Origin of the sequence: Streptomyces sp. GbtcB7, from assembly GCF_019091445.1 — a bacterium.
GTDB lineage: Bacteria > Actinomycetota > Actinomycetes > Streptomycetales > Streptomycetaceae > Streptomyces > Streptomyces mirabilis.
Genome location: NZ_JAGXJM010000027.1, coordinates 62,549 through 87,122, shown reverse-complemented (window position 1 = coordinate 87,122; position 24,574 = coordinate 62,549). Strand labels below are relative to the sequence as shown.

General features: G+C 71.4%; 24 protein-coding genes, 1 pseudogene and 1 riboswitch. Of the genes and pseudogenes, 10 read left to right on the top strand and 15 right to left on the bottom strand.

What is annotated here, in order from left to right:
- The first annotated feature begins 43 nt into the window (after positions 1-43).
- A riboswitch (SAM riboswitch) is annotated at positions 44-189 on the top strand.
- Between the two features lie 287 nt (positions 190-476).
- The gene (locus tag KVT44_RS36645) at positions 477-1,166 is read left to right on the top strand and encodes a cell envelope biogenesis protein OmpA (protein WP_217571750.1); all 690 of its coding nucleotides are present in this window, start codon (positions 477-479) and stop codon (positions 1,164-1,166) included.
- A 48-nt stretch (positions 1,167-1,214) separates the two neighbouring features.
- Here KVT44_RS36645 and KVT44_RS36640 read toward each other — a convergent pair whose 3' ends face one another.
- A complete protein-coding gene (locus KVT44_RS36640; RefSeq protein WP_099919655.1) occupies positions 1,215-1,730 on the bottom strand; it encodes a YceI family protein in 516 nt (171 codons plus the stop codon).
- A gap of 158 nt (positions 1,731-1,888) precedes the next feature.
- Here KVT44_RS36640 and KVT44_RS36635 point away from each other — a divergent pair, with 158 nt between their 5' ends.
- The gene (locus KVT44_RS36635; protein ID WP_217571748.1) at positions 1,889-2,434 is read left to right on the top strand and encodes a MarR family winged helix-turn-helix transcriptional regulator; all 546 of its coding nucleotides are present in this window, start codon (positions 1,889-1,891) and stop codon (positions 2,432-2,434) included.
- A 24-nt stretch (positions 2,435-2,458) separates the two neighbouring features.
- On the opposite strand, the gene KVT44_RS36630 is transcribed toward KVT44_RS36635, so the two are convergent.
- Positions 2,459-3,253 carry a maleylpyruvate isomerase family mycothiol-dependent enzyme gene (locus KVT44_RS36630; protein WP_217571745.1) on the bottom strand — a complete coding sequence of 265 codons (795 nt, stop codon included), beginning with the start codon at positions 3,251-3,253 and terminating at the stop codon, positions 2,459-2,461.
- A 55-nt stretch (positions 3,254-3,308) separates the two neighbouring features.
- On the bottom strand, positions 3,309-4,193 hold the full coding sequence (locus tag KVT44_RS36625; RefSeq protein ID WP_217571743.1) for a dioxygenase: 885 nt from the start codon (positions 4,191-4,193) through the stop codon (positions 3,309-3,311).
- A gap of 305 nt (positions 4,194-4,498) precedes the next feature.
- Here KVT44_RS36625 and KVT44_RS36620 point away from each other — a divergent pair, with 305 nt between their 5' ends.
- A complete protein-coding gene (locus KVT44_RS36620; protein WP_217571742.1) occupies positions 4,499-4,972 on the top strand; it encodes a hypothetical protein in 474 nt (157 codons plus the stop codon).
- A 96-nt stretch (positions 4,973-5,068) separates the two neighbouring features.
- Here KVT44_RS36620 and KVT44_RS36615 read toward each other — a convergent pair whose 3' ends face one another.
- Positions 5,069-5,695 (bottom strand): MerR family transcriptional regulator, encoded by a 627-nt coding sequence (locus KVT44_RS36615; protein ID WP_217571740.1) that lies wholly within the window; start codon positions 5,693-5,695, stop codon positions 5,069-5,071.
- 149 nt (positions 5,696-5,844) lie between these two features.
- Between KVT44_RS36615 and KVT44_RS36610 the strand changes: the two genes are divergently transcribed.
- From KVT44_RS36610 to KVT44_RS36600, 3 genes are all read left to right on the top strand, one after another.
- The gene (locus KVT44_RS36610) at positions 5,845-6,288 is read left to right on the top strand and encodes a DUF3291 domain-containing protein (RefSeq protein WP_217571738.1); all 444 of its coding nucleotides are present in this window, start codon (positions 5,845-5,847) and stop codon (positions 6,286-6,288) included.
- A gap of 55 nt (positions 6,289-6,343) precedes the next feature.
- Positions 6,344-7,786 (top strand): MFS transporter, encoded by a 1,443-nt coding sequence (locus KVT44_RS36605; protein WP_217571736.1) that lies wholly within the window; start codon positions 6,344-6,346, stop codon positions 7,784-7,786.
- 162 nt (positions 7,787-7,948) lie between these two features.
- A complete protein-coding gene (locus KVT44_RS36600) occupies positions 7,949-9,250 on the top strand; it encodes a YhgE/Pip domain-containing protein (RefSeq protein WP_217571733.1) in 1,302 nt (433 codons plus the stop codon).
- Positions 9,251-9,297: 47 nt separating this feature from the next.
- Here the strand turns inward: KVT44_RS36600 and KVT44_RS36595 are convergent, their stop codons facing one another.
- The 4 genes and pseudogenes from KVT44_RS36595 to KVT44_RS36580 all read right to left on the bottom strand — a co-directional run bounded on the left by KVT44_RS36595 (position 9,298) and on the right by KVT44_RS36580 (position 12,039).
- Positions 9,298-9,783, bottom strand: coding sequence for a hypothetical protein (locus KVT44_RS36595; protein WP_217571732.1), 486 nt, complete (start codon positions 9,781-9,783; stop codon positions 9,298-9,300).
- Positions 9,784-9,895: 112 nt separating this feature from the next.
- Positions 9,896-10,072, bottom strand: a pseudogene (locus KVT44_RS36590) (cytochrome P450); the annotation flags it as partial.
- 56 nt (positions 10,073-10,128) lie between these two features.
- Entirely contained in the window at positions 10,129-10,812 is a 684-nt protein-coding gene (locus tag KVT44_RS36585; protein ID WP_099919665.1) for a TetR/AcrR family transcriptional regulator, read from the bottom strand.
- Between the two features lie 6 nt (positions 10,813-10,818).
- Complete coding sequence (locus KVT44_RS36580) at positions 10,819-12,039, bottom strand: cytochrome P450 (RefSeq protein WP_217571731.1); 1,221 nt, start codon at positions 12,037-12,039, stop codon at positions 10,819-10,821.
- A 142-nt stretch (positions 12,040-12,181) separates the two neighbouring features.
- On the opposite strand from KVT44_RS36580, the gene KVT44_RS36575 reads away from it, so the two are divergent.
- The gene (locus KVT44_RS36575) at positions 12,182-13,711 is read left to right on the top strand and encodes an MFS transporter (protein WP_217571730.1); all 1,530 of its coding nucleotides are present in this window, start codon (positions 12,182-12,184) and stop codon (positions 13,709-13,711) included.
- Between the two features lie 62 nt (positions 13,712-13,773).
- Here the strand turns inward: KVT44_RS36575 and KVT44_RS36570 are convergent, their stop codons facing one another.
- The 3 genes from KVT44_RS36570 to KVT44_RS36560 all read right to left on the bottom strand — a co-directional run bounded on the left by KVT44_RS36570 (position 13,774) and on the right by KVT44_RS36560 (position 17,136).
- A complete protein-coding gene (locus KVT44_RS36570; protein ID WP_217571729.1) occupies positions 13,774-15,036 on the bottom strand; it encodes an NAD(P)/FAD-dependent oxidoreductase in 1,263 nt (420 codons plus the stop codon).
- Positions 15,037-15,201: 165 nt separating this feature from the next.
- Complete coding sequence (locus tag KVT44_RS36565) at positions 15,202-15,918, bottom strand: response regulator transcription factor (RefSeq protein ID WP_217571728.1); 717 nt, start codon at positions 15,916-15,918, stop codon at positions 15,202-15,204.
- 693 nt (positions 15,919-16,611) lie between these two features.
- Positions 16,612-17,136, bottom strand: a complete 525-nt coding sequence (locus KVT44_RS36560) for a MarR family winged helix-turn-helix transcriptional regulator (RefSeq protein ID WP_217571727.1) — start codon at positions 17,134-17,136, stop codon at positions 16,612-16,614.
- 306 nt (positions 17,137-17,442) lie between these two features.
- On the opposite strand from KVT44_RS36560, the gene KVT44_RS36555 reads away from it, so the two are divergent.
- Together KVT44_RS36555 and KVT44_RS36550 are read left to right on the top strand one after the other, a co-directional pair.
- Entirely contained in the window at positions 17,443-17,931 is a 489-nt protein-coding gene (locus KVT44_RS36555; protein WP_217571726.1) for an SDR family oxidoreductase, read from the top strand.
- Positions 17,932-18,039: 108 nt separating this feature from the next.
- The gene (locus KVT44_RS36550) at positions 18,040-19,083 is read left to right on the top strand and encodes a zinc-binding dehydrogenase (RefSeq protein WP_217571725.1); all 1,044 of its coding nucleotides are present in this window, start codon (positions 18,040-18,042) and stop codon (positions 19,081-19,083) included.
- 28 nt (positions 19,084-19,111) lie between these two features.
- Here the strand turns inward: KVT44_RS36550 and KVT44_RS36545 are convergent, their stop codons facing one another.
- The 4 genes from KVT44_RS36545 to KVT44_RS36530 form a co-directional block, all read right to left on the bottom strand.
- Entirely contained in the window at positions 19,112-20,116 is a 1,005-nt protein-coding gene (locus tag KVT44_RS36545) for a hypothetical protein (RefSeq protein WP_217571724.1), read from the bottom strand.
- Positions 20,113-21,015 carry a helix-turn-helix domain-containing protein gene (locus tag KVT44_RS36540; RefSeq protein WP_217571723.1) on the bottom strand — a complete coding sequence of 301 codons (903 nt, stop codon included), beginning with the start codon at positions 21,013-21,015 and terminating at the stop codon, positions 20,113-20,115. The genes KVT44_RS36545 and KVT44_RS36540 overlap by 4 nt, the downstream gene beginning before the upstream one ends.
- Positions 21,016-21,076: 61 nt before the next feature.
- The gene (locus tag KVT44_RS36535) at positions 21,077-21,955 is read right to left on the bottom strand and encodes a hypothetical protein (protein ID WP_217571721.1); all 879 of its coding nucleotides are present in this window, start codon (positions 21,953-21,955) and stop codon (positions 21,077-21,079) included.
- Positions 21,956-22,133: 178 nt separating this feature from the next.
- Positions 22,134-23,087 carry a LysR family transcriptional regulator gene (locus KVT44_RS36530; protein ID WP_217571719.1) on the bottom strand — a complete coding sequence of 318 codons (954 nt, stop codon included), beginning with the start codon at positions 23,085-23,087 and terminating at the stop codon, positions 22,134-22,136.
- 224 nt (positions 23,088-23,311) lie between these two features.
- Between KVT44_RS36530 and KVT44_RS36525 the strand changes: the two genes are divergently transcribed.
- Complete coding sequence (locus KVT44_RS36525) at positions 23,312-24,514, top strand: CaiB/BaiF CoA-transferase family protein (RefSeq protein ID WP_217571717.1); 1,203 nt, start codon at positions 23,312-23,314, stop codon at positions 24,512-24,514.
- Positions 24,515-24,574 lie beyond the last annotated feature (60 nt).

The following is a 24,574-nucleotide window of genomic DNA, read 5'->3' as shown; positions in this document are numbered from 1 at the left end:
CCTTCTTGACGGCTCCGCGGACCGCACCGAGACTGGCGGGGACGGTCACGATTGTCAGCGCCCGTCGTGCGGGTTCTCCCGTTCGACGCGGTTATCGGCCCCGGCCCGCTGACAGGCAACCCTTCCACCGCGACGGGGTGCCCCGGGTGACGACCGGGTCCCGCCGGTGCGGCGGGGCAAGCGTGGTCTCGCCTCTTCGCGAGCCCCGGACACGGGAGCGATGGGAATGGCCAGGAGGAGCACGAACGGTCTGACCAGGCGCCTGCACATCGATCTGCAGCGGGTCTCCAGCGCGTACTGGTCCAGGCGGTCCGTCCGTACTGGTCCACGCGGTCCGTCCAGCGCGTACTGGTCCCTGCGGTCCGTCCGGTCGGGCACGTCCCACGATCCGGACCGGCCCGTACGTCAGCGCAGTCACTCCGTTCCGCCACCGCCGCCCAACGGGTCGCGGGGGCTTCGACGTTCCCTGGAGAGTCATGCCCAAGACAGTGTCGCTCGCCGCCCCTCGCCCCCACCGCATCCGCAGCCGCATCGGCGTCGGCCTGGCCGGCGGTTTCTACCCGGCGCCGCACCGCTATCAGCTGTACCTCGCCGAGGGCTGTCCGCGCTCGCTGCGCATCTCGGTCACCCTGGAGCTGCTCGGTCTCCACGACTCGGTCGCCACCACGCTGCTGACGCTTCCCGCCGAGACACCCGACGCGTTCGCCGCGCTGCGCGGCGCGTACGAGGCCACCTGGCACCACTACGACGGTCCGCTCACCGCGCCCGCGCTGTGCGACCGTTGGAGCGGACGGATCGTGAGCAACCACACGCCGGACATCCTGCGTGACCTCGCCGGACTGCCGGTCTGCCAGAGCGACGCCCGCCTCCCACGGCTGAACCCACCGGCCCTCACCGCGGACATCGACGCCTTGCGCGAACTCCTCGACCGGGACGTCACCCCCGCCGCGCCGCCGCTTGCGCGCACGACGGCACTCCAGTCGCTGGACCGGCAACTCGCCTCGCACGTCTACGCCTTGGGCGACGAGCTGACGGCCGCGGACGTCGACCTCTGGGTGGGCCTGACCCGACTCGGCCCGACGGAGTCCCTCTCACCGTACGGTCGGCTCCGCGACTACGTACGTCGGCTCGACGCCCACCCGGCCTTCCACGGCAAGGTGCGCTGAGCGCGTACGCCGGGGCCGGTAGGGCCCGGGCCCCGGCGCCGTGTCGGCTCAGCCCTTGGCGCGGGTGAAGACGAGCGTGCCGGTGACGGTCGTCAGGCCGCGGATCATGCCCATCTGGTTCCAGCCCATGTCGAACTGGTCGCGGTCCACGGTGAACTCCGCGGTGAGCGTGACGGTGTCGGCGCTCGCCCCGGTCACCCGGCCGGTGACGGGCTGCGGCCGGCTGATGCCGCGCACGGTCAGCTGCCCGTTGATCTCCACGGTGTCGTCCTGACCGAGGACGGCGTCGCGGACGGCGAAGGTGATCGTGGGGTGGCGGTCGGCGTCGAAGAGGTCGGCGGAGCGGAGGTGCTTGTCCCGCTTGGCGTTCTTCGTGTCCAGGGACGCGACATCCAGGGTGATGGTGCCGCGGGCGGTCCCGTCGGGCTGGACCTCGCCCTCTCCGACTACTCCGGTGAAGGTGCCCTTCACGGTGACCATGCCCCACATCGTCTTGTGCTTGATGGCGACGGCGGTACGGGCGGGGTCGAGCTGCCACAGGCCGGTTTCGACGGCGACGGTCATGAGAGTTCTCCAGACGGTTACGGGCAGTGCACAGGGGTGCGCGACGCACGGGGGCGCGCGGCACACGGGGACTGTGGGGACAAACGCGGTCATCCAAATTTGGATGACTCCACGCTAGCCGGTTCTTCAAATTTGGACAACCGGTAGACTGTGACACTATGGCCGACCCTTCCGCCCCCGCTGACCTGCCCGAACGCGAGCCGTCGGGCGACGGTGAGCTGCTGCCCGCCCCGCTGCGGGCCTGGATGCGTCTCCTGGCGGCGGCCGGGGCGATCGAGCAGCAACTGCGCGCCCGCGTCAAGGACACCCTCGACGTCTCGCACGACGAGTTCCTGGTGCTGTGCCTGCTGGCCGATCAGCCCGGATCCAGCCTGCGGATGACCCAGATCGCGGAACTGCTGGGCCGCCCCAAGACACGGCTGACCTATCAGGTGGCGTGTCTGCAGCACGCGGGACTGATCACACGGCGCTCGGCGTGCGGCGACCGGCGCGGTATCGAGGTGGCCCTCACGGACAAGGCGCGTCGGCTGCTGCGCGAGTCCACGGGCCCGCTGGCCGACGCCGTCTCGCAGGCCATAGCGCAGACGGCCTGCGCGCAGCGGTACGAGGCACTGCACGACTTGCTGCCACCCTCGCCACATCCCGGTGGGGACTCCGGGCAGGTCGAGGGTGGCGATACGGCCCCCGAGGGGCCGGGGAAGTAGCCCCTCAGGGGATGGACCGGCGGATCAGAACCCGGGGAAGACGCGTCGCAGGTCGTCCAGGGTGAGGGTGTCGCCCTTGAGGGTCACCTCGGCCGGGGTGTGGGCGGCGGCATGGCGGCCGGTGACGAGCCGCAGCCACCACTCGGCCGGTGCGCTCAGGACGGCGTCGGGCTCGGCCGGCTCGTCGGTGAGCGCGACCGCGTCGACCAGGTCGAGCCCGAACGCGCGCCGGGGAGCGGTGGTGTGGACCGCGAGGCGAACCTGCCTCCCACCGAGGGCCTCGACCTTGCCGAGGAAGCCGATGAGCAGTCCGGACTGGTCGAGGAGCGGCTCGACCGCGGCGGGCGCCAGGACCGCCGTACGGTCGAAGGCCACCTCGACGTCCCAGGTGTGGTGGGTGAACTCGCCGAGCCGCAGACCCGCCACCGTCGCGACGTCCACGGGCGCGGGCAGGAAGCCGAGGTCGACCCGGAGTTCGGCACGGGCCTGCGGGTCGAGAGCCTCGTACCCGCGCACCAGCGCCTTGTTGGCGGTCACGAAGCTCTCGGCGCGCTCGACCGGGGACATCGCGTCCCAGCGCGCCCACACCGACTTGTTGAAGTCGCCGTCCTTGGGCCCGGTGCCGTTCAGCGCGCCCTCCAGGGAGGCGAGGCCGATCTCCGCGCCGCTGCCCAGGTGGCTGAGGACCTGGGACACGTCCCACTCCGACGCCCCGGACGGCCGGGTGAGGTCGGCGGTGGCGAGCCCGTGCACCACGGCGGTCAGGTAGTCGTGTCCGCCACGCAGGGCGTCGATGGTCTGGTCGGCACGGTCGTTCATGTCTCAACTCCGTCGAAGTGAAAGCGGTTTGTGTCGGTACGGAGGGTTCAAGGGTTCACACCGCGGTCTGGAAGGACCGCTTGGAGAAGCCCATCATGAAACCTTCGACGGTGGTGCGCACCGCCCGGTCGGCACTCGGGGCGGCGCCCAGCGTGACGAACAGCGGGATGTAGTGGTCGACCGTCGGATGGGCGTACGGCATTCCGGGCGCCCTGGTCCGGAAGGCCGCGAGTTCGTCGACGTCGCCGCGGGCGAGCGCGTCGGCGACCCAGGTGTCGAAGTCCGAGGACCAGCGCGGCACTTCGCCCTTCGTCAGCATCCCGCGGGTGAGGAAGGGCAGCCCGTGCGTCATGAACCCCGAGCCGATCACCAGGACGCCCTCCTCCCGCAACGGGCCGAGCCGGGCGCCGAGTTCGAGGAGCCGGCCGGGGTCGTGGGTGGGCAGGCTGAGCTGGAGCACCGGGATGTCGCCCAAGGGGTACATGGCCATCAGCGGCACCCAGGCTCCGTGGTCGAGGCCGCGGGAGGGGTGCTGGTACAGCGACTCGCCGTCCGGCATGGTCCCGGCCACGCGGTGCGCGAGGGCGGTCGCGTCGGGGGTGTCGTACGTCATCGTGTAGTAGCGCGGGTGGAAGCCGCCGAAGTCGTAGACGAGCGGGGTGTGCGCCGCCGGGGCCGACAGGCACAGCGGTGCCGCCTCCCAGTGTGCGGAGACGATCAGGACGCTCTTCGGCTTCGGCAGGGACTGGGCCCACTCGAACAGTTCTCGCAGCCATGGTCCGTCGTCGAACAGCGGGGGCGCGCCGTGGCTCAGGTACAGAGCGGGGAGCGGTCCGTCCGCGGGCGTCCACGCACGCTGGGACCGGGCTCGCGGCAGCGCGTCGATCAGGAACCGGTCGTACGCTCCGGCGGGCACCTCGGGATCAAGGAGGGAGTTCATGCCGGTCCTTACGTGGGTGAGGATGCCCCGGCTTGCGGGTTCAGGGTATTAACTTGAACATTCAACTTTGACATTAGGTCATCCCATTTGAGACGTCAACCAAACGGCCGCGGACGGAGGCGCCGGAGGTCCGAAGAAGGGCGCCGTACGCGATCGGAAGTAGTCCGATCTCCGTATGCGGGATCGGACGCCGGTTGGACGCGGTGGCCGACGGGCTTCACTAGGGTCGGCCGGAGTCCACGGTCAGGTGCAGCTCAGCGGTGGACCGTCCGGAGTTCGGGCTGCCCGCCGAAGGAGTCCACCGCGTGTCGCACCATCCCTCCGTTCCCTCGCCCCACGACCGGATCACCGGCCCCCACCCCGCCCGGCACACCGCGTTGCTCCTGCTGCGCGGGTACACCGACGGCGACGCGCGGACCGTCGCCTCGGCCCTGGACACCCTGGACGATTCCGCCCTCGACGACACGTACACCTATCTCTGTGCCGTCATGGACGTCACCCTGCGCCTCACCCTCACCGCCCAGCCCGCGGCCCGTGACGTGGGCCGGGCCGCCGAACAGGCGGCCGCGGCGGCTCCCCCGCACTACGAGTTCGCCTTCGGGCAGGCGGTCCGGGCCTGGGCGGCGGGCGACACGGAGGCCCTGACCCGCGCCGCCGACGCGGACCTCCCGGGGGCCGTGCATCTGCTGGCCGTGATGACCGTGGCCCTGGGCGTCTCCGTCCTCGACCACGACGGCCTGAACGCCCTGCTCAACTGCCTCCCGGAAGATCCGCGTTGATCGCGACCACCGCCTGATCGGCGCCCCCGGGATCAGGGCCGCGCGAACCACACCGTCCACCCAATGGTGGCCGTCCGATCAACGGCGGCCGTCCGTTCATCGGCGACCACCCCCGTGGCGCCGCGCCGACTCGCTCTCCTGGGCCATGCGGCGCAGCGCCATCAGCGCGGGTTCGAGCAGCACCGTGAGCAGCAGCGCGCGCTCGGCCAGTTCCAGCGGGTCGTCGATTCCGTCCAGCTGGTCGAGGTCGAGCGCCGCGGTGCGTTCGGCCAGCCGGGCGTACGGCACGAGCGCGCCCCGGTCGAGCGGCACGCCCAGACCGCGCAGCGAGCCCAGGGTCTCGGCCAGAGTCGCCCGCGCGGGCGCCGACTTGTGGACGTCCCAGTCCAACTCCTCGACGAGCGCGTCGACTTCGGCCCGTTCAGTGGAGTCCTCCGCGGAATCCTCGGCGGGCCCGATCGAACCGAGGGTGAGACCGAGCAGGCGATGGGTGTCGCCGGTGTGCTCCGCCAGAGCTCCCAGGACCTCCCGGGCGGTGCTGACGGACAGCCCCCGGACGCCGGTCAGCGCGCGGATCAGGCGCAGCCTGCGCAGATGGTTCCCGTCGTACTCGGCCTGGGTCGCCGAGAGTTGCCGGCCGGCCGGGAGCAGCCCCTCGCGGAGGTAGTACTTGATCGTCGTGACGGAGACGCCACTGAGGCGGCTCAGCTCGGACATGCGCATCGGGTCGGCTCCGCTCTGGTCATTGGATACCTCTACTGTCTAAGATGGATAGCATAGGTATCCAATGGACGCTCCCCTGGGTCTCCGTCCGTCGAGCGCTCCTCTCGGCCTCCGCCCGTCGTCCTGCCTCTGAGGAAGAAGGCGCCACCGTGCCCACGCTCCCCTGGACCACCGTCAACGTGCCCGCACCGGACTCCCGGGCGTTCGTCATGGCCTCGCGCTTCGAGGTCCGTTCCTTCCGTGACGTACCGCGTTTCTTCCTGCGATCCCTGGCGGCGTGGAAGCAGGTGAAGGGCGCGCCCGGCGCGTACGGCGCCACGCTCGTCGCCCAGCCGCTCAAGCGCACCTTCTGGACGCTGTCGGCCTGGGAGGACAAGCGGGCCCTCTACACCTACGCGAAGACGGAACCGCACCGCTCGATCATGACCGGGCTGCGGTCCACGACGAGCGGCTCGGTCTTCACGTTCTGGGAGCTTCCGGCCTCGGAACTCCCCCTCGACTGGGCGGACGCCCGGCGACGGCTCGCCGAGCAGGAGCGCGCCGACGCCACCGGCGAGCGCGGACCTTCCGGCACCGGACCCGGCCCCGCCTGACACTCCACGCCCCTCCCCCGGACCAACTCTTCATCGCCCAAGGAGACGTACCGTCATGACGCTGTCCGAGCAAAGCCCGGCCCTGGACGACCCTTCGGTCGACCCGGCGCGCGAGCGACGAAGGGTGCCGCTGTGGCTCGCGATCGTCGCGTGCAGCGTGCCCATGTTCATGGTCGCGCTGGACAACCTCGTCGTCTCCACGGCACTGCGCACCCTGGCCGTGGACCTGGAGGCGTCCACCCAGCAGCTCCAGTGGTTCGTCAACGCGTACGTGCTCAGCTTCGCCTGCCTGCTGATGACGGGTGCCGCCCTGGGCGACCGTTTCGGGCGTCGGCGGGTGTTCGTGATCGGCATCGTCGTCTTCACCCTGGCCTCCGCCGGCTGCGGACTGGCCGACAGCAGCGCGCAGTTGATCGGCTGTCGCGCCGTCCAGGGCTTCGGCGCCGCGGCCGTGATGCCGCTGTCGCTGACCCTGCTCTCCCAGGCCGTGCCGGAGCGGCTGCGCGGCCTCGCCCTCGGTCTGTGGTCGGGCATCAGCGGGCTGGCGGTGGCGATGGGCCCGGTGGTCGGCGGTGCGGTGGTCGACGGGCTGGACTGGCGATGGATCTTCTGGATCAACGTGCCGGTGGGTGTCGTGGCCGTACCGCTCATCCTGCTCACGCTGCGCGAGAGCGCGCTTCCGGGCGTCCGCCTCGACCTGGTCGGGATGGTGCTGGCCGCCGCCGGACTGTGCGCCGTGGTGTGGGGCATCGTGCACGGCGACACGGACGGCTGGACGTCGGTGAAGGTGCTGGGGGCGTTCCTGGGGGGCGCGGTGCTGCTCGCCGTCTTCGTGGCCTGGGAGGCGCGGGTTCCCGAGCCGATGCTGCCGCTCTCGTTCTACCGGGTACGGGCCTTCACCCTGACCAACGTCGTCTCCGCGGCGATGTACTGCGGCGTCTTCGGTTCGCTGTTCCTGCTCGCCCAGTACCTCCAGATCGTGCCGCAGCGCACGCCGTTCGAGGCCGGAGTGCGCACCCTCGCCTGGACCCTGATGCCCATGTTCGTCGCCCCCGTCGCCGGACTGCTCTCCGACCGGGTGGGCGGCGGCCGGCTGATGGCCCTCGGGCTCTTCCTCCAGGGCGTTGGTCTCGGCTGGATCAATCTGGTGGCCGACATCGACACCCCGTACTCCTCCCTCGTCGCCCCGATGATCGTCGCCGGTGTCGGTATGGGCCTCGTGTTCGCCCCGACGGCCGCGGTCGTCCTCGGCTCGGTCAGCAAGGAGCACGCCGGCAAGGCCTCCGGCGCCAACACCACCGTCCGCGAGATCGGCGGCGCCCTCGGCATCGCGGTCCTCAGCTCGGTCTTCGTCGCCCACGGCGGCATGGGCACGCCCCAGCGGTTCATCGACGGTCTGCGCCCTGCGGTGTGGGTCGGCGTCGCGGTCGTCCTCGTGGGCGCGCTGTGCGCGTTGGGCATCCCGCGCGGGGTGCGACCGGAGGGGACGGGCGCGTGAACGCCGGTCCGCGCGGCGCTGAGCGAGAGGCGCGGTGCCCCCGTGGCGTTCCGTGCGCGGCGCGTCGCTGACCGCCGCGCCGCCGCAGCCTCCATCCTGGCCTGGTGCGGGCGCCCGTACCCGCCCACGCAGGTCCCGCGCCGCACCCACCCACGGAGAGCCATGGCCGCCGACAGCACGCCCCCCGCCGACGACACCCGCGTCCGGGCACGCGCCGCCGCGCTTGTGCGCCGGCCGAAGCTGTGGCTGGTGCCGACCGTGCTGTGCGGGCTGCTGGCGTTCCTGCTGTCGCTGCTCTACATGGGCGGCATCGTGAACCCGAACGGGGAACTGCACCACCTGCCCATCGGCATCGTCAACGCCGACCAGGGCAGACCGCTGCCCGGGCAGACCACGAACCTCGGCACACAGGTCACCCGCTCCATCACCGCCGACACCTCCGGCAAGGCCGACTGGCAACCCCTCACCCGCGCCCAGGCCCAGGACAGACTGGCCTCCGGCAAGATCTACGGCGCCCTGGTCGTCCCCGCCGACTTCACGACCACCGCCGCCGCCCTCACCACCGCGAACGCCACCACCCGGCCCACCCTGACCGTGCTCACCAACCCCGGCATGGGCAGTCTCGGCTCCTCCCTCGCGAGCCGGATCACCCAACAGGCCGCGCAGCAGGCCTCCCTGGCCATCGGCACGCAGCTGATGGATTCCCCCGCCACCGCGGGGGCCGACGCCACCACCCGCCTCGTGCTGGCCGACCCCGTCGCCGTCGCCACCCAGGTCGGCCACCCGATCGGCGACCACAGCGGTCTGGGACTGAGCGCGTTCTACTACACCCTGCTCCTCGTCCTCGCCGGGTTCCTCGGCGGCAACGTCATCAGCAACGGCGTCGACACCGCCCTCGGCTACGCCGACAACGAGATCGGCCCCTGGCACGCCCGCCGTCCCACCGTGCCCATCAGCCGCACCCAGACGCTGCTGCTGAAGATGGTCATGACCGCGGGGATCACCGTCCTGACCACCACACTGGTCATGATCGCCACCGTCGGGATGCTCGGCATGGACGCCTCGCACCTGCCCCTGCTGTGGATCTACTCCTACTGCGCGTCACTGGCCGTCGGCCTGGGCGTGCAGGCCATCAACGCCGCCTTCGGGGGCATCGGCCAGCTCGTCTCCATGTTCGTGTTCATCGTTCTGGGCCTGCCCTCCTCCGGTTCCACCGTCCCCCTCGAAGCCGTCCCGGGCTTCTACCGTTTCCTGAGCCTCTTCGAACCCATGCGCCAACTCAGCGTCGGCGTCCGCGCCATCCTCTTCTTCGACGCCCGCGCCGACGCCGGCCTCACCCGCTCCTGGATCATGATCGCCGTCGGCGCCGCCCTCGCCCTCCTCTTCGGCCTCGCCATGACCCGCTACTACGACCGCAAGCGCCTGGACCGCCTCACCCCCCAACCCTCCCGACTGATCGCGTAGAAGAGGTAACGCGAGACGGGAGGCCACACCGTGGGGGCAGGTCCTCGTCAAGGCCCGGTCGTGGCGTTGGAATCCCGCAGTCGCCGGACGGTTCCACCGACCTTCGCGCGCAGCGGTTCGAGGACCTTCGGCTCCGCGCTGATCGCCCAGCGGGGGCCGACGAGATAGGTGCCGCCGTAGATCGCAGCGCTGTCCAGCCAGGTCACCTTGTAGCGCTCTTCGGGGAACGTCGTGATGAGGTAGTCGCCGGTCTCGGTGTGGCAGGCGCCCTCGCGGAGTTCCGTCGCGTCGATGCGGATCGTGACCTTGCATCCGGTGAGGTTCGCGATCACCTCGACGTCCGCGGGCGCCACCACCTCGACGGCGGCGGTCTTCTTCGACGCCTTGCGCTCGGTGGCCGCCTCCTCCCCTCCGGCGTCGCAGCCCACGGTCAGGGGAAGCAGAGCCAGGCCCCCGGCGACCGCGGCCCGGTGCGCGAGCCGGGTGGGGGAAGGCGTTCGGCCGAGGCGTCCTTGCCGTCGCTGCTGAGGCACGTCGTCTCTTTCCTTCTCCGGTGCGGTTCGCGCGTACTCGACAAGGGATACGAAGGGACGCCGGGCCCTGTTCACGACGGGCCGTCAGGACGGGTGCGCCGGGGCGCCTCCTTCACCAGGCCACGGGCGGTTCGTGGACCCCGTACACGTCGTGCTTGAACCGGAGCCTGTCGAGGTCGGTGTCCGGGCGCAGGGTGGGGATCCGGCGGTAGAGGGTGCCGTAGACGACCTCCAGTTCCATCCGGGCGAGGGGCTGTCCCAGGCACTGGTGGACGCCGAAGCCGAAGGCGTCCGATTCGCGGGGGATGCATCGTTCTTTCGTCCGCGGAAGCCGTACGGGCGGGATCAGTCGCGGCAGATCTCACCCCGCTGCCGACGCGGGCAGGGCGTGATCGGTGCCAGCCACAGCGCGACGACGGCATCGGTCAGGCCGAGTGCGGTGTCGTGCCAACTGGACCGTGGTGTGGGGGTGTTGTCGGCGAGGGCGCGCTCGCGCTCGGCGCACATGTGCACCATCAGCTCCCGCGCCATGTCACTGCGCTCGGCGTGCACCTCGACCGGCAGGTCGGAAAGGCACCGGTGCAGCCGTTCGAGGACCATCCGCATCGACGGGGAGCTGAGGGTCTCGTCGATCACGATCCGGCGCAGCGCCGGGTCGGTCATCACCTGCGCGGTGAAGCGGGCGTACCAGGAGGGCCGGCCGAGCTCGGCCAGATGTTCGGTGAGGGGGCGCACCAGGCAGGCCACCCAGTCGCGGATGTCGGCGCTCTCCTCGTCGATCTCGGCCAGCAGCCGCAGGCGCACCTGCTCGATCCGTACGAAGTGCTTGCGCACGATCGCCCGCACCAGGTCGGCCTTGGTGCCGAAGTGGTAGCCGACCGCGGCGTTGTTGCCCTGTCCCGCCGCCTCGCTGACCTGGCGGTTGGAGACCGCGTACACCCCTTGCTCGGCGTACAGCCGCTCCGCCGCGGTCAGGATCGACTCCCGTGTCGCACTGACCTGTTCGGCCCGTACGGTTCTGGCCGCCATGGCCGGTCACCACCTCACCGGGACTTCGCGCAGCCCTCCGACGACCAGTCCCTCGAGCCGTCGCAGCTCCTCGACCGGAACGCCCAGGTCGAGCGAGGGAAGCCTACGCAGCAGTACGTCGAGGACGACCCCCAGCTCGGTTCGGGCGAGCGCCTGTCCCAGGCAGGAGTGCGGGCCGACGCCGAACGCCAGATGGGTGTTCGGGGTGCGGTCGAGGATCATCTCCCCGGCGTCCTCGAAGGCGGTCTCGTCCCGGTTCGCGGCGGCCATGCTGCACAGCACAGTGGTGCCCTTGGGCAGTACCGTGTCGCCGACCTCGGTTTCCTCGCCGATGTAACGCGGCACGCCGAGCCCTGGGTTGGCGTCCATGCGCAGCGCCTCCTCGACCGCGGGGCGCACCAACGAGGGGTCCGCGAGCAGCCGCTCCCAGTGCCGCCGGTCGGCCAGCAGCATGGCGACCATCTTCCCGATCATGTTCGCCGTGGTCTCGTGCCCGGCGACCAGCAGGCCCTGGCCGGTGTACACCAACTCCTGCTCGGTGAGCCGGTATCCGGTCGGGTCGGTGGCCGTGAGGAGGTCGCTGAGCAGGTCGTCGCCCGGGTGCGCCCGCTTGGCGGCGACATGGGCGCTCATGTAGGCGACGAACTCGGCCTGCGCCGCGTCGATTTCCGCCTGGCCGTACTTGGTGAGGTTGAGCAGGGTGTCCGACCAGTAGGAGAACCGGTCCCGGTCCTCGTCGGGGACGCCGAGCAGATCGCAGATCACCCACACCGGCAGCGGAAAGGCCAAGTGGGCCTTCAGGTCGGCGGGTCGGCCGTGCTCCACCATGATGTCGAGGAGCCGGTCGGCCATCGCCTCCATCCCCGGGCGCAGCGCGGCCATCCGCTTGACGGTGAACCACTTGCTCACCATCCGCCGCCAGCGCCGGTGGGCCTCGCCGGTCTGCGGCATGGCGTTGGACATCTCGTCGTTGAAGGCCCCGCCCGATTCGGTGGCGGAGATCCGGGCGGCGTCGTCGGCGTTCAGCAGGCGGCTGAAGCGGGGATCGGACAGCACCTGTCTGACGTCCGCGTAGCGGGTCAGCAGGGATGCCTCGTCGCCGCTGGGCAGGCTCACGCGCGCCACCGGGCACCGCTGTCGCAGTCTCGCCCATTCCTCGGGGGGTCCCAGCGGTGTCGCGCCGGGGATCGGGTAGGTCAACGTCGGCTCGTCGTCGTGTACGTCCATCGCGGTCTCCTCCGCCTCCTCAGATTCAGCGGTCCCCTCCGATTCAGCCGTCTCCACACGATCAGGCAACCCCCTCCAGTAATCTAAGTCAAGCAGCTGCTTTAAAATCTGGCCATCGCAGCACCCAGACGGAGGCTCCGCCATGCCCGAGGCCCTTGCTCACCCCTCCGACTCCGGGACGAGCGGTCCGCCGCGGCCGGACACCGTCGTGGCGGTGCTGGCCTTCGCCGGGATCGTCGTCTCGCTGATGCAGACCCTGGTGATCCCCCTGGTCCCGGAGCTTCCCGGGTACCTGGGCGCCTCGGCCTCGGACACCACGTGGGCGATCACGGCCACCCTGCTCGCGGGCGCCGTCGCGACCCCGGTGGTGGGGCGTCTCGGTGACATGTACGGCAAGCGGCGGATGCTCCTGGCGAGCCTCGCCACGCTGGTGGCCGGATCCGCCGTGTGCGCGCTCAGCGACAGCCTGGCCCCGATGGTCGTCGGACGGACCCTGCAGGGCCTGTCGGCCGGTGTGATCGCGCTCGGGATCAGCATCATGCGCGACGAACTGCCGCCCGAGCGGCTCGGCGGGGCGACCGCGATGATGAGCGCCTCGCTGGGAATCGGTGCCGCGCTCGGTCTGCCCGCGGCCGCGTTCCTCGCCGACCACGCGGACTGGCACCTGCTGTTCTGGACCGCGGCGGGCTTCGGCGTGGTGGCGGCCGTACTCGTCATGACGCTCGTACCGGAGTCGTCCGTGCGCACCGGCGGACGCTTCGACCGGGTGGGCGCGGCCGGGCTGTCGGCCGCGCTGCTGTGTCTGCTGCTGGCAATCTCGAAGGGGGCCGACTGGGGCTGGGCGAGCGCCACGACCCTCGCCCTGTTCACGGTGGCCGTCGCCGTGCTGCTGGTGTGGGGCCGCTGGGAACTGCGTGCGGGACAGCCGCTGGTGGACCTGCGGACCACCGCACGGCGTCAGGTGCTGTTCACCAATCTCGCCTCCGCCGTGTTCGGCTTCTCGATGTTCGCGATGGCCCTGGTGCTGCCGCAGCTCCTGCAACTGCCGAAGGCCACCGGCTACGGCCTCGGGCAGTCGATGATGGTCGTCGGCCTGGTCATGGCGCCCAACGGCCTGGTGATGATGGCCACGGCACCGCTGTCCGCGCGGATCTCCAAGACCAAGGGGCCCAAGGTCACGCTGATGCTCGGCGCCCTCGTGGTCGCCGCCGGCTACGGCCTCGGCGTCACGATGATGTCCGCCATCTGGCAGCTCGTCCTCGTCTCCAGCATCATCGGGGCCGGCGTCGGGCTCGCCTACGGCGCGATGCCCTCGCTCGTCATGGGAGCCGTGCCCGTCTCCGAGACCGCCGCGGCCAACAGCCTCAACACACTCATGCGGTCCATCGGCACGTCGGTCTCCAGCGCGGTCGCGGGGGTCACCCTGGCCCAGATGACCAGCACGTTCGGCTCCGTGGCCCTGCCCTCCGAGGACGCCTTCCGGGTGGTCATGGCCATCGGTTCCGGCGCCGCCCTGGTCGCCTTCGGCTTCGCCGCCTGCCTCCCCCGCCGAAGCCCGCTCGCCGGCACCCCGTCGACGCCGGTGCCCGGGGAACCGTCCACGCCCGCGGACACTTCCGAGGGCAGTTCCGCGGGCACTTCGACGGGTACGGCCGTGGAGACGAGGCCATAGGCGGTAGGCCGCAGACCGACGGGGCCCGCGTGGCGACGCGCGGGCCCTCCCGCGGGCGGTGCTCAGAACGACGGTTCGCCGTGGACGATCTCCTTGGCATCGGCGTCCGTCGCCCATGCCCACGCCCGTATCGCCTCGTGCCAGCTGGTGCCCATGGCAATGGCCTGCCGCCAGGGGCGCATGGCCTTCGGCGGCATCCCGACCGCGAGGGCTCCCGCCAGCCGGTCACCGGTGCGGTAGATGGCCAGGAACCGACGCTCACTCATCTCGCCCTCCACCACGACGATCTCGTCGTGCCCGCGCAGATGGCCGAACGCCTGCACCTTCATATCGTACTGGTCCGACCAGAAGTACGGAATCGGGGCGAAGGGCCTGCGGGCCTCGGGGTGGAGCAGGTTGTAGGCGGCGGTGACGCCCTGCTCGGCGGCATTGGTCCGGTGCTCGATCCGCATCGACGTACCGAACAGCGGGTTGTACCAACGGGCGACGTCCCCCGCCCCGTACACCCCCGGCCCGGCCGCGCAGAACTGGTCGCACACCAGGCCGTCGGCCACCTTGAGGCCGCTGCCCTCGAGCCACCCGGTGTTCGGCACACACCCGATCGTGACCAACACCTCGTCGGCGTCCACGAGTTCACCGCCCGCGAGCCGCACACCGTCCTCCGTCACCTCGGTGACGGTCACACCGGTCCGCAGATCGACGCCGTGCTCCAGATGGGCCGCCGCGAACACCCGCCCGACCTCCTCGCCCACCGCGTGCGCCAGCGGAACCGGGGCCGGTTCGAGGAGCGTGACCTCCGTGCCCATGCCGCGCGCCACGGCGGCGGCCTCCGCACCGAGGAACCCGGCACCGACGATCACGAGTCGCCGACCGTGCCCCAGCCGTTCCCGCAGGGTGAGCGCGTCGTCCACCGTGCGCAGTACGTGCGCGCCCTCGCCGGGGAGCCTGCGCGGGCCTACCCCGGTGGCCACGATCAGACCGTCGTACGACAGTCGCGTGCCGTCGGCCAGCAGGACCGTACGAGCGGCCGCGTCGAGAGCCGTCGCGGCGACCCCCAGCCGCAGATCGAGATCGAGCCCGTCCAACTCCGCCTGCCCGCGCAGCGCCAGCCGCTCGGGCTCCCACCGCGCGCCGAGGACCTGCTTCGACAGCGGCGGCCGGTCGTACGGCGCGCGCGTCTCCGCACCGACCAGGGTCAGCGTGCCGTCGTACCCCTCCCCGCGCAGGGTCTCCACCGCCGCGAGCCCGGCGGCCGAGGCGCCGACGACCAGAATCCGCCTCGCCCGTCCATCAGCCGGATCACCACGCCCTTGTGTGTCGGCCATGTCACTCCTCGGTCGTGGGTCCGACCTCAACCGCAGGTCGGAACAAGGTGGTCGAAGACCCGGTTGTGGACCTGGTTGAGCCCAGGCAACCGAACCGGGCTGACGCCCTCCGGCCTTTTGCCTGACTTCAAGCTGACGTGATCGAGGTCACACGGTCGCGGTTCCTCACAGGGTGCCGCGGCCCAACCAGTAGCCGAAGCCCCGGCGGGTGTGGATGAGGGCCGGTTCCTCCTGGTTCACCTTGCGTCGAAGGCGGGACACGAGCTTCTCGATCGCGTTCTCGGCACGGACCTCACCCCAGACGTGCCGGCTGATCTGGTTCTTCGAGAACACCTGTTCCGCGTTGACCAGGAGATACCGCAACAGCCGGTACTCGGCGGGAGTCAGATCGAGCGCCCGCTGTCCGCGCCGCGCCTGACAGGCCGCGTCGTCGAGAACCAGATCGCCGTAGTGCGGCGAGCCGTCCCCGCGCCCCGCGCCCCTGCCGCGCAGCAGTACCTGCGCCCGGGCCAGCACCTCGGCGATCCGGAAGGGCTTGGTGACGTAGTCCACCTCGCCCAGGCCCAGATCGGGGATGAGACTGCCCAGGGAGTCGCACTCGGTCAGGAACAGCACGGGCGGTCGCCCGGTGGGCGCGAACCGGTGTCTGCGGGGGACGCCGCCCAGGTCGGTCATCATCGCGTCGAGGACCACCAGGTCGATGCGGTGCTCGGCGAGCTGGGCCGTCAACTCGGCGCCGTCGGCCGTGATTTTGACGTGATAGCCCGCCAGTTCCAGTGTGGTCGAGAGCAGTTCGGTGATTTCGGGGTCGCTGGCGACTACGAGGACATGCTGACCCTGCCCACGCACCGGCGACCGCCGCTCACTCACGTATCCGTACATGGAAAGACCATTCGTGTAGGGCCGGACTTCACGCGGGAGCGGCACCGAGCGACGAGAGGGGAGCGGTCGGAGGTCTCCGCCGGGTCCGCCGTGCGGCGGAGGCGGTGCTTCGGACGCATACGAGTGAGGGGAACGGTGCACTCACGGGGACTCCTCCGCGGGTCTCCGAAGGGACGTCCGCCACCGTGGACTGCGCTGCGGCGCTTCTGAGCGGGCTCCAGGGGCGGCACTTCTGCGTGGTCGGGCCGGGGGTGGTGCGGGTTGCCGCGGGCGGGGGTGCGGTCGCCGCTGGCGGTTCGGCGGGGTGCGTGGGTCGCTGTGGAACGGTGCGGCGGGCTGTGCGGGTTGGCGCTGAACGGGTTGGCGCTGAGCAGGTTGGCTGTCCGGGTTGCGCTGAGCGGGTTGGCTGTGCGTGGTGCCGAGCGGGCGAACCGGGCGGGGTGTGCGGCGGCGGGGTGCTGCCGGGCGGGGTGTGCGGCGGCGGTCGTCGGGGGCGGGGTGTCGTGCGGCTGGGCTGTTGGTCGCGTCGGGGCGGTGCGGTCGAGCGATCGAGCTGGGGTCGCGCAGGGGAACGGCGGGCCCGGGGGTGCCCCTGGGCGCTGCCCTTCCGTTCGTTCGGCCAGACCGGTCGCACCCCCTCCCCACCTCCGGCCCGGCGGCCTTCGGACTGGCCGAGCCGAGCGGGCCGTTGGATCAGGCCGGGCGGGCAGCCCCGGCCGGCTCCCGGGGGGTCTCCTCGTCCTCGATGGCGTAGGAGAGGAAGTCGTCCACCATCCGGTGGAACAGGGTGGCGAGCTGCTGCAACTCCTGCGGCGACCAGTCCGCCAGAGCCATCTGCATACCCCGCGTGCTCGCCTCGCGGATGCGGTGGACCGCCTCCTCGCCCGCCGGGGTGATCTGAATGCGCTGCGCACGGCGGTCGTCGGGGTCCGGAACCCGGGTCACGAGACCGGCCTTCTGCAGCTGCTGCACCTGCCGGGTGACGTGGGACGCCTCCACGGCCAGCCGGGCCGCCAGCTCGCCGGGGCGCATGGGCTCGGAGTCGGCGATCTGCCGCAGCAGCGCCGTCGCGGCGCGGTCCAGCGCCACTCCGGCCAGCGCCATCAGCCGGTCGTGCTGACGGATCCCTCTGGCCAGATAGGTGATGCGGCTCAGGGCACGCTCGATCTCCAGCATGGCGGTCGAGACGGGGACGTCTGCGGGCGGCGGCGTTGACATGGGCCCAGTCTAGCATCTGATTGCCTGAGTCAAGTAACTTAGGGAACCATTTGCTTGACTCAAGTACTTCACATATGCTTGCCTGACTCAAGTAAGCCTGGCGGCCGACACACAGACCGGGGCCCCCTCCAGCGGAGGCGGCCTCGCCGCGCCGAACCCGTGGGGACGGGGAACGGCGCAGTCCCGGGCCCGGCGGCCGGTTCACTCCCCCGTCCGCCGCCGGGCCCGAGGGCACCGACCCACGTCGCCTCTCCCCCGTCCACCGAGGTCGACGTCCACCGCGCACACAGACGGAAGGAGCAGGGCATGAGCAGCACCGGCCTCGAAGGGCGCGGCGTCACCGTCACGGGCGGGGGCTCCGGGACCGGCCGCGCCTCGGCGCTGGAGTTCGCCGACGAAGGGGGTGTCCTGGACCGGTTGTCGGCCGTCGCCGACACCGATGACGACGAGTGGGAGCGGGTCGTCCGGAACGATCTCACGGCGCCGTTCCTGCTGACCCGGGCCGCGCTGCCGCACATGATGGCCGCGGGCCGGGGCTCCATCGTCTTCACCGCGTCCGAGGCCTCGTCGCGGGGCAGCGCGGCCGGCGCCGCCCGCACCGCGTCCCAGCACGGCGTCGTCGGCCTGACCAAGTCCCTCGCCGTGATGTACCGGGGCCACGGGATCCGTACGAACGCGATCGCTCCCAGCCCGACCTGTTCGGGTATCCAGCCTGTCGTCTTCCTCGCCTCCGACGCCGCGAGCAACATCAACGGCGCCGTCCTGCCCGTCGACCACGGCTGGTCCGCCGTCTGACGACGGCCCCCTGATCCGATCGGGTCGCCAAACCGCGCGCACCGGTCACGGCTCGTCCGAGCCAGCAGCAAGCAACTGTCGCAGCGTCTTCAGAAAGCGAATCCCTCCATGGCCACCATGAAGTCCGTACAGACCGGCCCCGTCAACGCCATCGACATCGTCGAGGTCGAGCGCCCGGTCCCCGGTCCCAAGGACGTCCTCATGCGCGTCCGCGCCTGTGGCATCTGTGGAACCGACACCTTCTTCCTGCACATCGGCGGCGCGCCCTTCGGCCCCGACGGCTCCATGGTCTCCATCCCTCTCGGTCACGAGCCCGCGGGTGAGATCGTCGAGGTCGGCGCCGAGGTCGTGGACCTGAAGGTGGGCGATCGTGTGGTGGTCAACCCCCAGGCTGCGCCCTCCGGCATCATCGGCTGCGGCGGCAGGTTCGGCGCCCTCGCCGAGTACCTCCTCATCGAGAACGCCGAGATCGGCAAGAGCGTCGCCGTCTTCCCCGGGACCGTTCCCTTCGACGTCGCGGCCCTCAACGAGCCCATGGCCGTCGCCCGCCACTGCGTCAACCGGTCCGGGGCCGAGCCTGCCGACAAGGTCGTGATCTTCGGTGCCGGGCCGATCGGTCTCGGCGCGGCGATCTGGCTGAAGCTGCGGGGCGTCCAGCACGTCACGGTCGCCGACGTCATCCCCGAGCGCCTGGAGACCGCGCTCGCCGTGGGTGCCGACGCCGTCATCAACTCCGCCGAGGAGAACGTGACCGAGCGCCTGACCGAACTGCACGGCCAGGCCGCGAACGCGCTCGGGCAGCCCCGTCCCGACACCGACATCTACATCGACGCGGCCGGTGTCGCCGCCGTCATCAACACCACGGTCGAGTCGGCGAAGTGGGGCGCCAAGCTGGTCATGGTGGCCGTGCAGAAGAAGTCCGACGCGGTCGATCTCGGCGGGATGCTCCGCAGTGAGCTGACGCTCATCGCCTCGCAGGGCTACCCCACCGAGATCTTCGAGGTCACCCCCGAACTCGTCGAGCACCACGAGCGCTTCGCCAAGCTCATCAGCCACCGCGTTCCCTTCGGTGACGCCAAGCACGCGTTCGAGCTCGCGCTGACGCCGGGTGCGGCGGAGAAGGTCGTCGTGACCTTCGACGACGAGCGGTAGTCCCGGCGAGCTTGTCGGGTGGGACGGACTACTTCCGGCTCCTTCCGATCGACGCGGGGCCCAGCAGGAGGTTGGGGTCGGTGGACGTGGTGTAGGCGGCGCTGAGCACGTAGAGCGTGCCGTGGCGCAGCGCGACGGAGGTCGGGTTCTGCAGGCCGTCGGCGGCGGTGAGTACGGTCGACGAGGTGCCGTCGCGGCGGATGCGTACGACCGTGTTGGGGCCGTTGAGCGCGGCCAGGATCTCGTCGCCGTGGCCGGTGAAGGCGAAGTCGTCGATGCCGGTGAGATCCGTCGCCCGGATCCGGACGGGTCCGGGCCCGCCGCCCGGGCCGAACGGGATGCGCAGCACGGTGCCCCGGTCGAGGTTGGTCGCCCACAGCGCGTTGTCGTGGATCTTCAGGCCGTTGACGCCGAGGAAGCCGGTCGCGGCGAGTTCCGGGGCGGCGGACCAGGTGGCCGGTTCGCCGCCGGTCGAGCCCTTCGTGGGGACGGTGTAGATCTTCCCCAGTACGGAGTCGGCGACGTAGAACCTGCCGCGGTGTTCGTCCAGCACCAGTCCGTTGGGCAGGCCGTCCGCGGGGAGGGCGGCGATGCGCTGCGGGGTGCCGCCCGGGCGCAGTCGCCACAGGCCGGTCAGGTCCGAAGTGCCGGTGGCGTAGAGGAAGTACAGCGTTCCGTCGTGGGCCCGGGCGATGCCGGTGGTCAGGGCGAAGCCGAGGACCGGGGTGTGCACTCCGCCGTCGGCCGGGGCCGGCAGGGTGGCCAGGACGCGGGTCGTGCCCGCCGTGCTGACGGCGGCCACCTGCCGGGCGGCAGCGAAGGTGACGTCGGCCGTGCCGTCGGGCTCCAGCGCGATGTTCTCGGGCATCTGCCCCCGTGCCAGGTCGAAGTGCGCGGCGATACGGGGCTTCGCGAGCGGCCCGGTGGAGGCTGCCGCGGGCGACGCGGTGAGGGCGGTCACGGCAGTCATTCCGGCGGCCGTGACCGTGTAGGCGAGTGCGGTCAGTTTCCGTGCGGTCAGTTTCTTTCTCATGCTTCTTTCGCTGTTTCCTTCGTGATGGTTTTCGGGCGCACGGCGGACGGACCGGCCGCCGCCGTGCTGTGGGTGAGGAGGGTCATGGCGGCCCGGGACGGCGAGTCGGCCTCGGTGGTCGCGACGACGACGTACTGTCCCTGTTCGGTGTGCAGCGTCTGCTGGGTGACGTCCATGGCGCCGACCAGCGGATGCCGCATCGCGTAGACCGCGACGTCGCTGGTCTTGACCCGGTGGTCGGCCCACATCGCCGCGAACTCGGCGCTGTTGAGGGTCAGTTCACCGACGAGCGAGGCGAGCGCCGGGTCGTCGGGGTACTGCCCGGACGCCAGACGCAATGTGCCCACGACGGCTCTGGCCTTGGCCGGCCAGTCCACGTACAGATCGCGGGTGTGGGCGTCGAGGAACACCAGCCGGGCCATGTTGGGACGGTCACCCGGCCGGTCCGGGCCGTCCGGGTCGAGGTGTCCGGCGTACAGCGCGTGCCCGGCGCGGTTCCACGCCAGTACGTCGCTGTACCGGCCCGTCACCACCACGGGCACCTCCGAGAGCAGGCCCAGGAGTTGGGCGACCGCGGGTGAGACCCGTTCCGGCGCCGGGCGGCGCGTCCGGGGCCGGCGCCGGGCAGCGGCGGACAGCTCCCGCAGGTGCCGTCGTTCGGCCTCGCTCAGCCGCAGTGCCTGGGCGATCGCGTCCAGGACGTCCGGGGAGGCCTGGGACTGCCCCTGCTCCAGCCGCGCGTAGTACGACTCGCTCACCCCGGCGAGCCGGGCCAGTTCCTCGCGCCGCAGCCCCGGCACGCGACGGCGTTCGCCGTACGTCACCACGCCGAGGTCCTCGGGCCGCAGCTGCGAGCGGCGCGCCCGCAGGAACTCGCCCAGCTGTCGTTTTCCGTCCATGCGCCGAGTATTGGGCTCCCCCGCGAGGGCCAACCACACCCTGATCGGGATACCCGAGGGCTCAGCGCTCCGTGAAGGTCACCTCGGCCGTGGCGTGCGCGGGATCCCGGTGGGTGGCGACGGAGAGGTCGGCGCGGTCGTCGCGGGGCGTCCCGCGGACCAGCAGGTGTTCGCCTGCGAAGACGGGACTGCGCAGCCGGTAGGACAGGGAAAGGACCTGCCGGGAGGGGGCGTCGCGGCGGACCAGTTCCAGCATCAGGAGGGCCAGGAGCGGGCCGTGCACGACGAGCCCGGGATAGCCCTCGACGTCCCGGGCGTACGGCGTGTCGTAGTGGATGCGGTGGGCGTTCGCGGTGAGCGCGCTGAACCGGAACAGCAGGGGCGGGTCGGGGTGCAGGGAAAGGTGCCAGTGACCGTCCGGCCGGGCAGTCGCCGAGGGGTCGAGCGCCGCCCGGGTGTGGGGGGTGGAGGTGCGGCCGGAACGGTAGACGATGTCCTGTTCCTCGACGAGACAGGTACGGCCGCGCTGGCGGAGTTCGTGGCGCTGGGTCACGAAGAGGAGTTCGCCGCTCCTGCCCCGCTTGGTGGTCACGGCCCCCAGGCTGCTGACGCGCTCGGCGCGCTCGCCGAGGCGCAGCGGCTCGCCGACCGTGCACCGCCCTCCGGCGACCATCCGCTGCCGGTCGGGGACCGGCGGGAGAAAGTGCCCGTGCCGGGGGTGCCCGTCGGCTCCGAGGTCCCGCTGGGCCGGCCAGCGCAGGAAGTAGAGCCAGTGCCACAGGGGCGGCAGGGGGTCGCCGGTGGTGGCGACGGGTGCGGGCTCGTCCAGGAGGGCCGACAGCGCGGCGACGGGGGCGGCGTGCAGGTCGTCCACGTCGGTCACCGCCTCGGGGGCCCACGACTCCACGGAGGACCGGAGCGGGCCTGGGGTGCGCTGCATTCCTCCATCATGTTCGCTGATGAACGAAGTTGGACAATAGAAGGTTCTGATGCCTCTATAGCCCGGCGGTATGAGAGCCCGCTCGGCCCTGTCGGCCCGCTCGGCGCTGACGGCTCCCCCTGGCACTATCGGCTCCCCCGGCGCCGGCGGCTCGCCCGGCTCACTCACCTCCCTCGTCTCACTCCCCCTCGGTCGCCGCGCCCTGCGCGTGCAGCCGCGCGGCGGGCCAGCTGCCCTCGTGGACGGCCGTGCGGACCTGGCGGGTCAGCTCGCGGGCGACGACCTCGACGGCCGCTGGGGTACGCCCCGTCCTCGGCATCCCGAGGACGATCGAGCGCCACACGTCCGGCTCGCTCAGCGGCCCGGCGCTCAGGGTGCCTCCGGCGACGTCCTCGGCGATGCCCACACCCGGCAGGATCGTCCAGCCGTGGCCGGCCAGGACGAGCCGCTTCTGTACGCGCATGGAGTTGGTCTGCACAGCCACGTCCAGCTTCACTTCGGCACGGGCGGCGGCCGCGTCGATCAGGCTGCGCAGCGCGTGACCGGCCGTGGGCATCACCAGCGGGTGGGCGGCGACCCGCGCGAAGGGAACGGGCCGGTCGGGGCGCAGACCGGCGTCGGGCGGCGCGACGGCCCACAGGTGCTCGCGGACGAGGGGATGGGCGTTCAGCGACGGGGTGCTCGCCAGGTTGTAGAGCAGGCTCAGGTCCAGGTCGCCGTCGTCGAGCCACCGCTGGAGATGGCCGGAATACGCGGTCATCAGGCGCAGTTCGATGCCGGGCCGGTCGCGGGCGAGGGCGGACACCAGCGGCTCCGCCAGCAGGTCGGTCGCGCTCTCCAGGAGACCCACGGTCACGATTCCGGTGACCGCCCCCGGGGTCGGCCGGATCTCGGCGCGGGCCCGCTCCAGTTCGTTCAGGGCGCGGCGGGCGCGTTCGACCATGAGGGTGCCGGCCTCGGTGGGGCGCATGCCCTGGCGGGTGCGCTCGAACAGGGCGACGCCGAGTTCCTCCTCCAGCGTGCGGATCTGCCGGGTGACCGCGGGCTGGACCAGGTGCAGCAGTTCCGCCGCCCGCGTGACGCTGCCGACCTCGGCGACGGTCACGAGCGCCTTGAGCTGCTTCACGTCCATCGCTGCCTCCCGTGCATCCGTGTCCCCGCGCGCGTTCGCGTCTTCGGCGGCGCCCACATGCGTATCCGCACCGGCACCGGCACCGGCATCCGTATCCGAATTCGTATCCGCATCCGGTATGGGGCCATCAGGGCTCGCTATTTCACCGAGGCCTCCATGAGCGACCATGATGGCATCACGGCCGCGTCGCCGCGGTCTCCCGGCCAGCCTCTGGAGGTCGCCCCATGACCGAGCTCTCCGAAGCGCTTCCGCTCTCCGGCATCACCGTCGTCAGCGTCGAGCAGGCGGTGGCGGCGCCCTACGCCACCCGTCAGCTGGCCGACCTCGGCGCCCGGGTGATCAAGGTGGAACGCCCGGGAGGCGGCGACTTCGCCCGTCGCTACGACACCACCGTGCACGGCGAGTCCAGCTACTTCGTCTGGCTCAACCGCTCCAAGGAGTCCCTGACCCTGGACCTGAAGTCGGCCCGGGGCCGGGACGTCCTGGAGCGACTGCTCGCCGGTGCCGACGTCTTCGTACAGAACCTGGCGCCGGGCGCGGCCACCCGGCTGGGACTGGACGCCCCGGCGTTGCGGGAGCGGTATCCGTCTCTGATCCCGTGCACCATCTCCGGATACGGGACCAGCGGGCCCTGGGCCGATCGCAAGGCGTACGACCTGCTCGTGCAGTGCCAGACCGGGCTGGTCTCCCTGACGGGGAACGAGCAGGGGTCCGCCCGGACCGGGGTGTCGATCGCCGACATCGCGGCCGGGATGTACGCGTACTCGGGTGTCCTCACCGCCCTGTTCACGCGCGCCACCACGGGAGTCGCCCGCGCGGTGGAGGTCTCGCTGTTCGAGGCGCTGGCGGAGTGGATGGGGCAGCCGGCGTACTACACGCGCCACGGCGGCACCCAGCCGCCACGGCTCGGCACCCAGCACGCCACCATCGCCCCGTACGGCGCCTACCCCGCGGCCGACGGCAAGGACGTGCTCTTCTCGATCCAGAACGAGCGTGAATGGGCCGCGCTGTGCGAGCGGTTCCTGGGGCGCCCTGACCTCGTCGACGACCCGCGTTTCGCCACCGGCTCGGACCGTGTGTCGCACCGGGAGGAGCTGAACGCGATCGTGGCCGCGCGGTTCCGCGCGCTGGACAGTCAGGAGGCGATGAAGCTGCTGGACGCGGCGGGGATCGCCAACTCCGGTGTGAACACGGTCGAGGAGTTCCTCACCCACCCAGTACTCGAGGAGCGCCACCGCTGGCAGGACGTCCGACTGCCCGGGGGCGCGGGGCCCGTGCCCGCGCTGCTGCCGCCCGTCGACCTGTCCGGGGTCACTCCCCGTATGGACGCCGTTCCCGCCGTCGGCGAGCACACCGACACGATCCTGGCCGCGCTGGGACACAGCGCGGCCGACATCGCCGCCCTCCGGGCCGACGGCGCCGTCTGAATCCCCGGCCCGGCGCTTCTCCTCTCCCCTTCCGCGCCCGTCCCCAAGGAGCGGCACAGC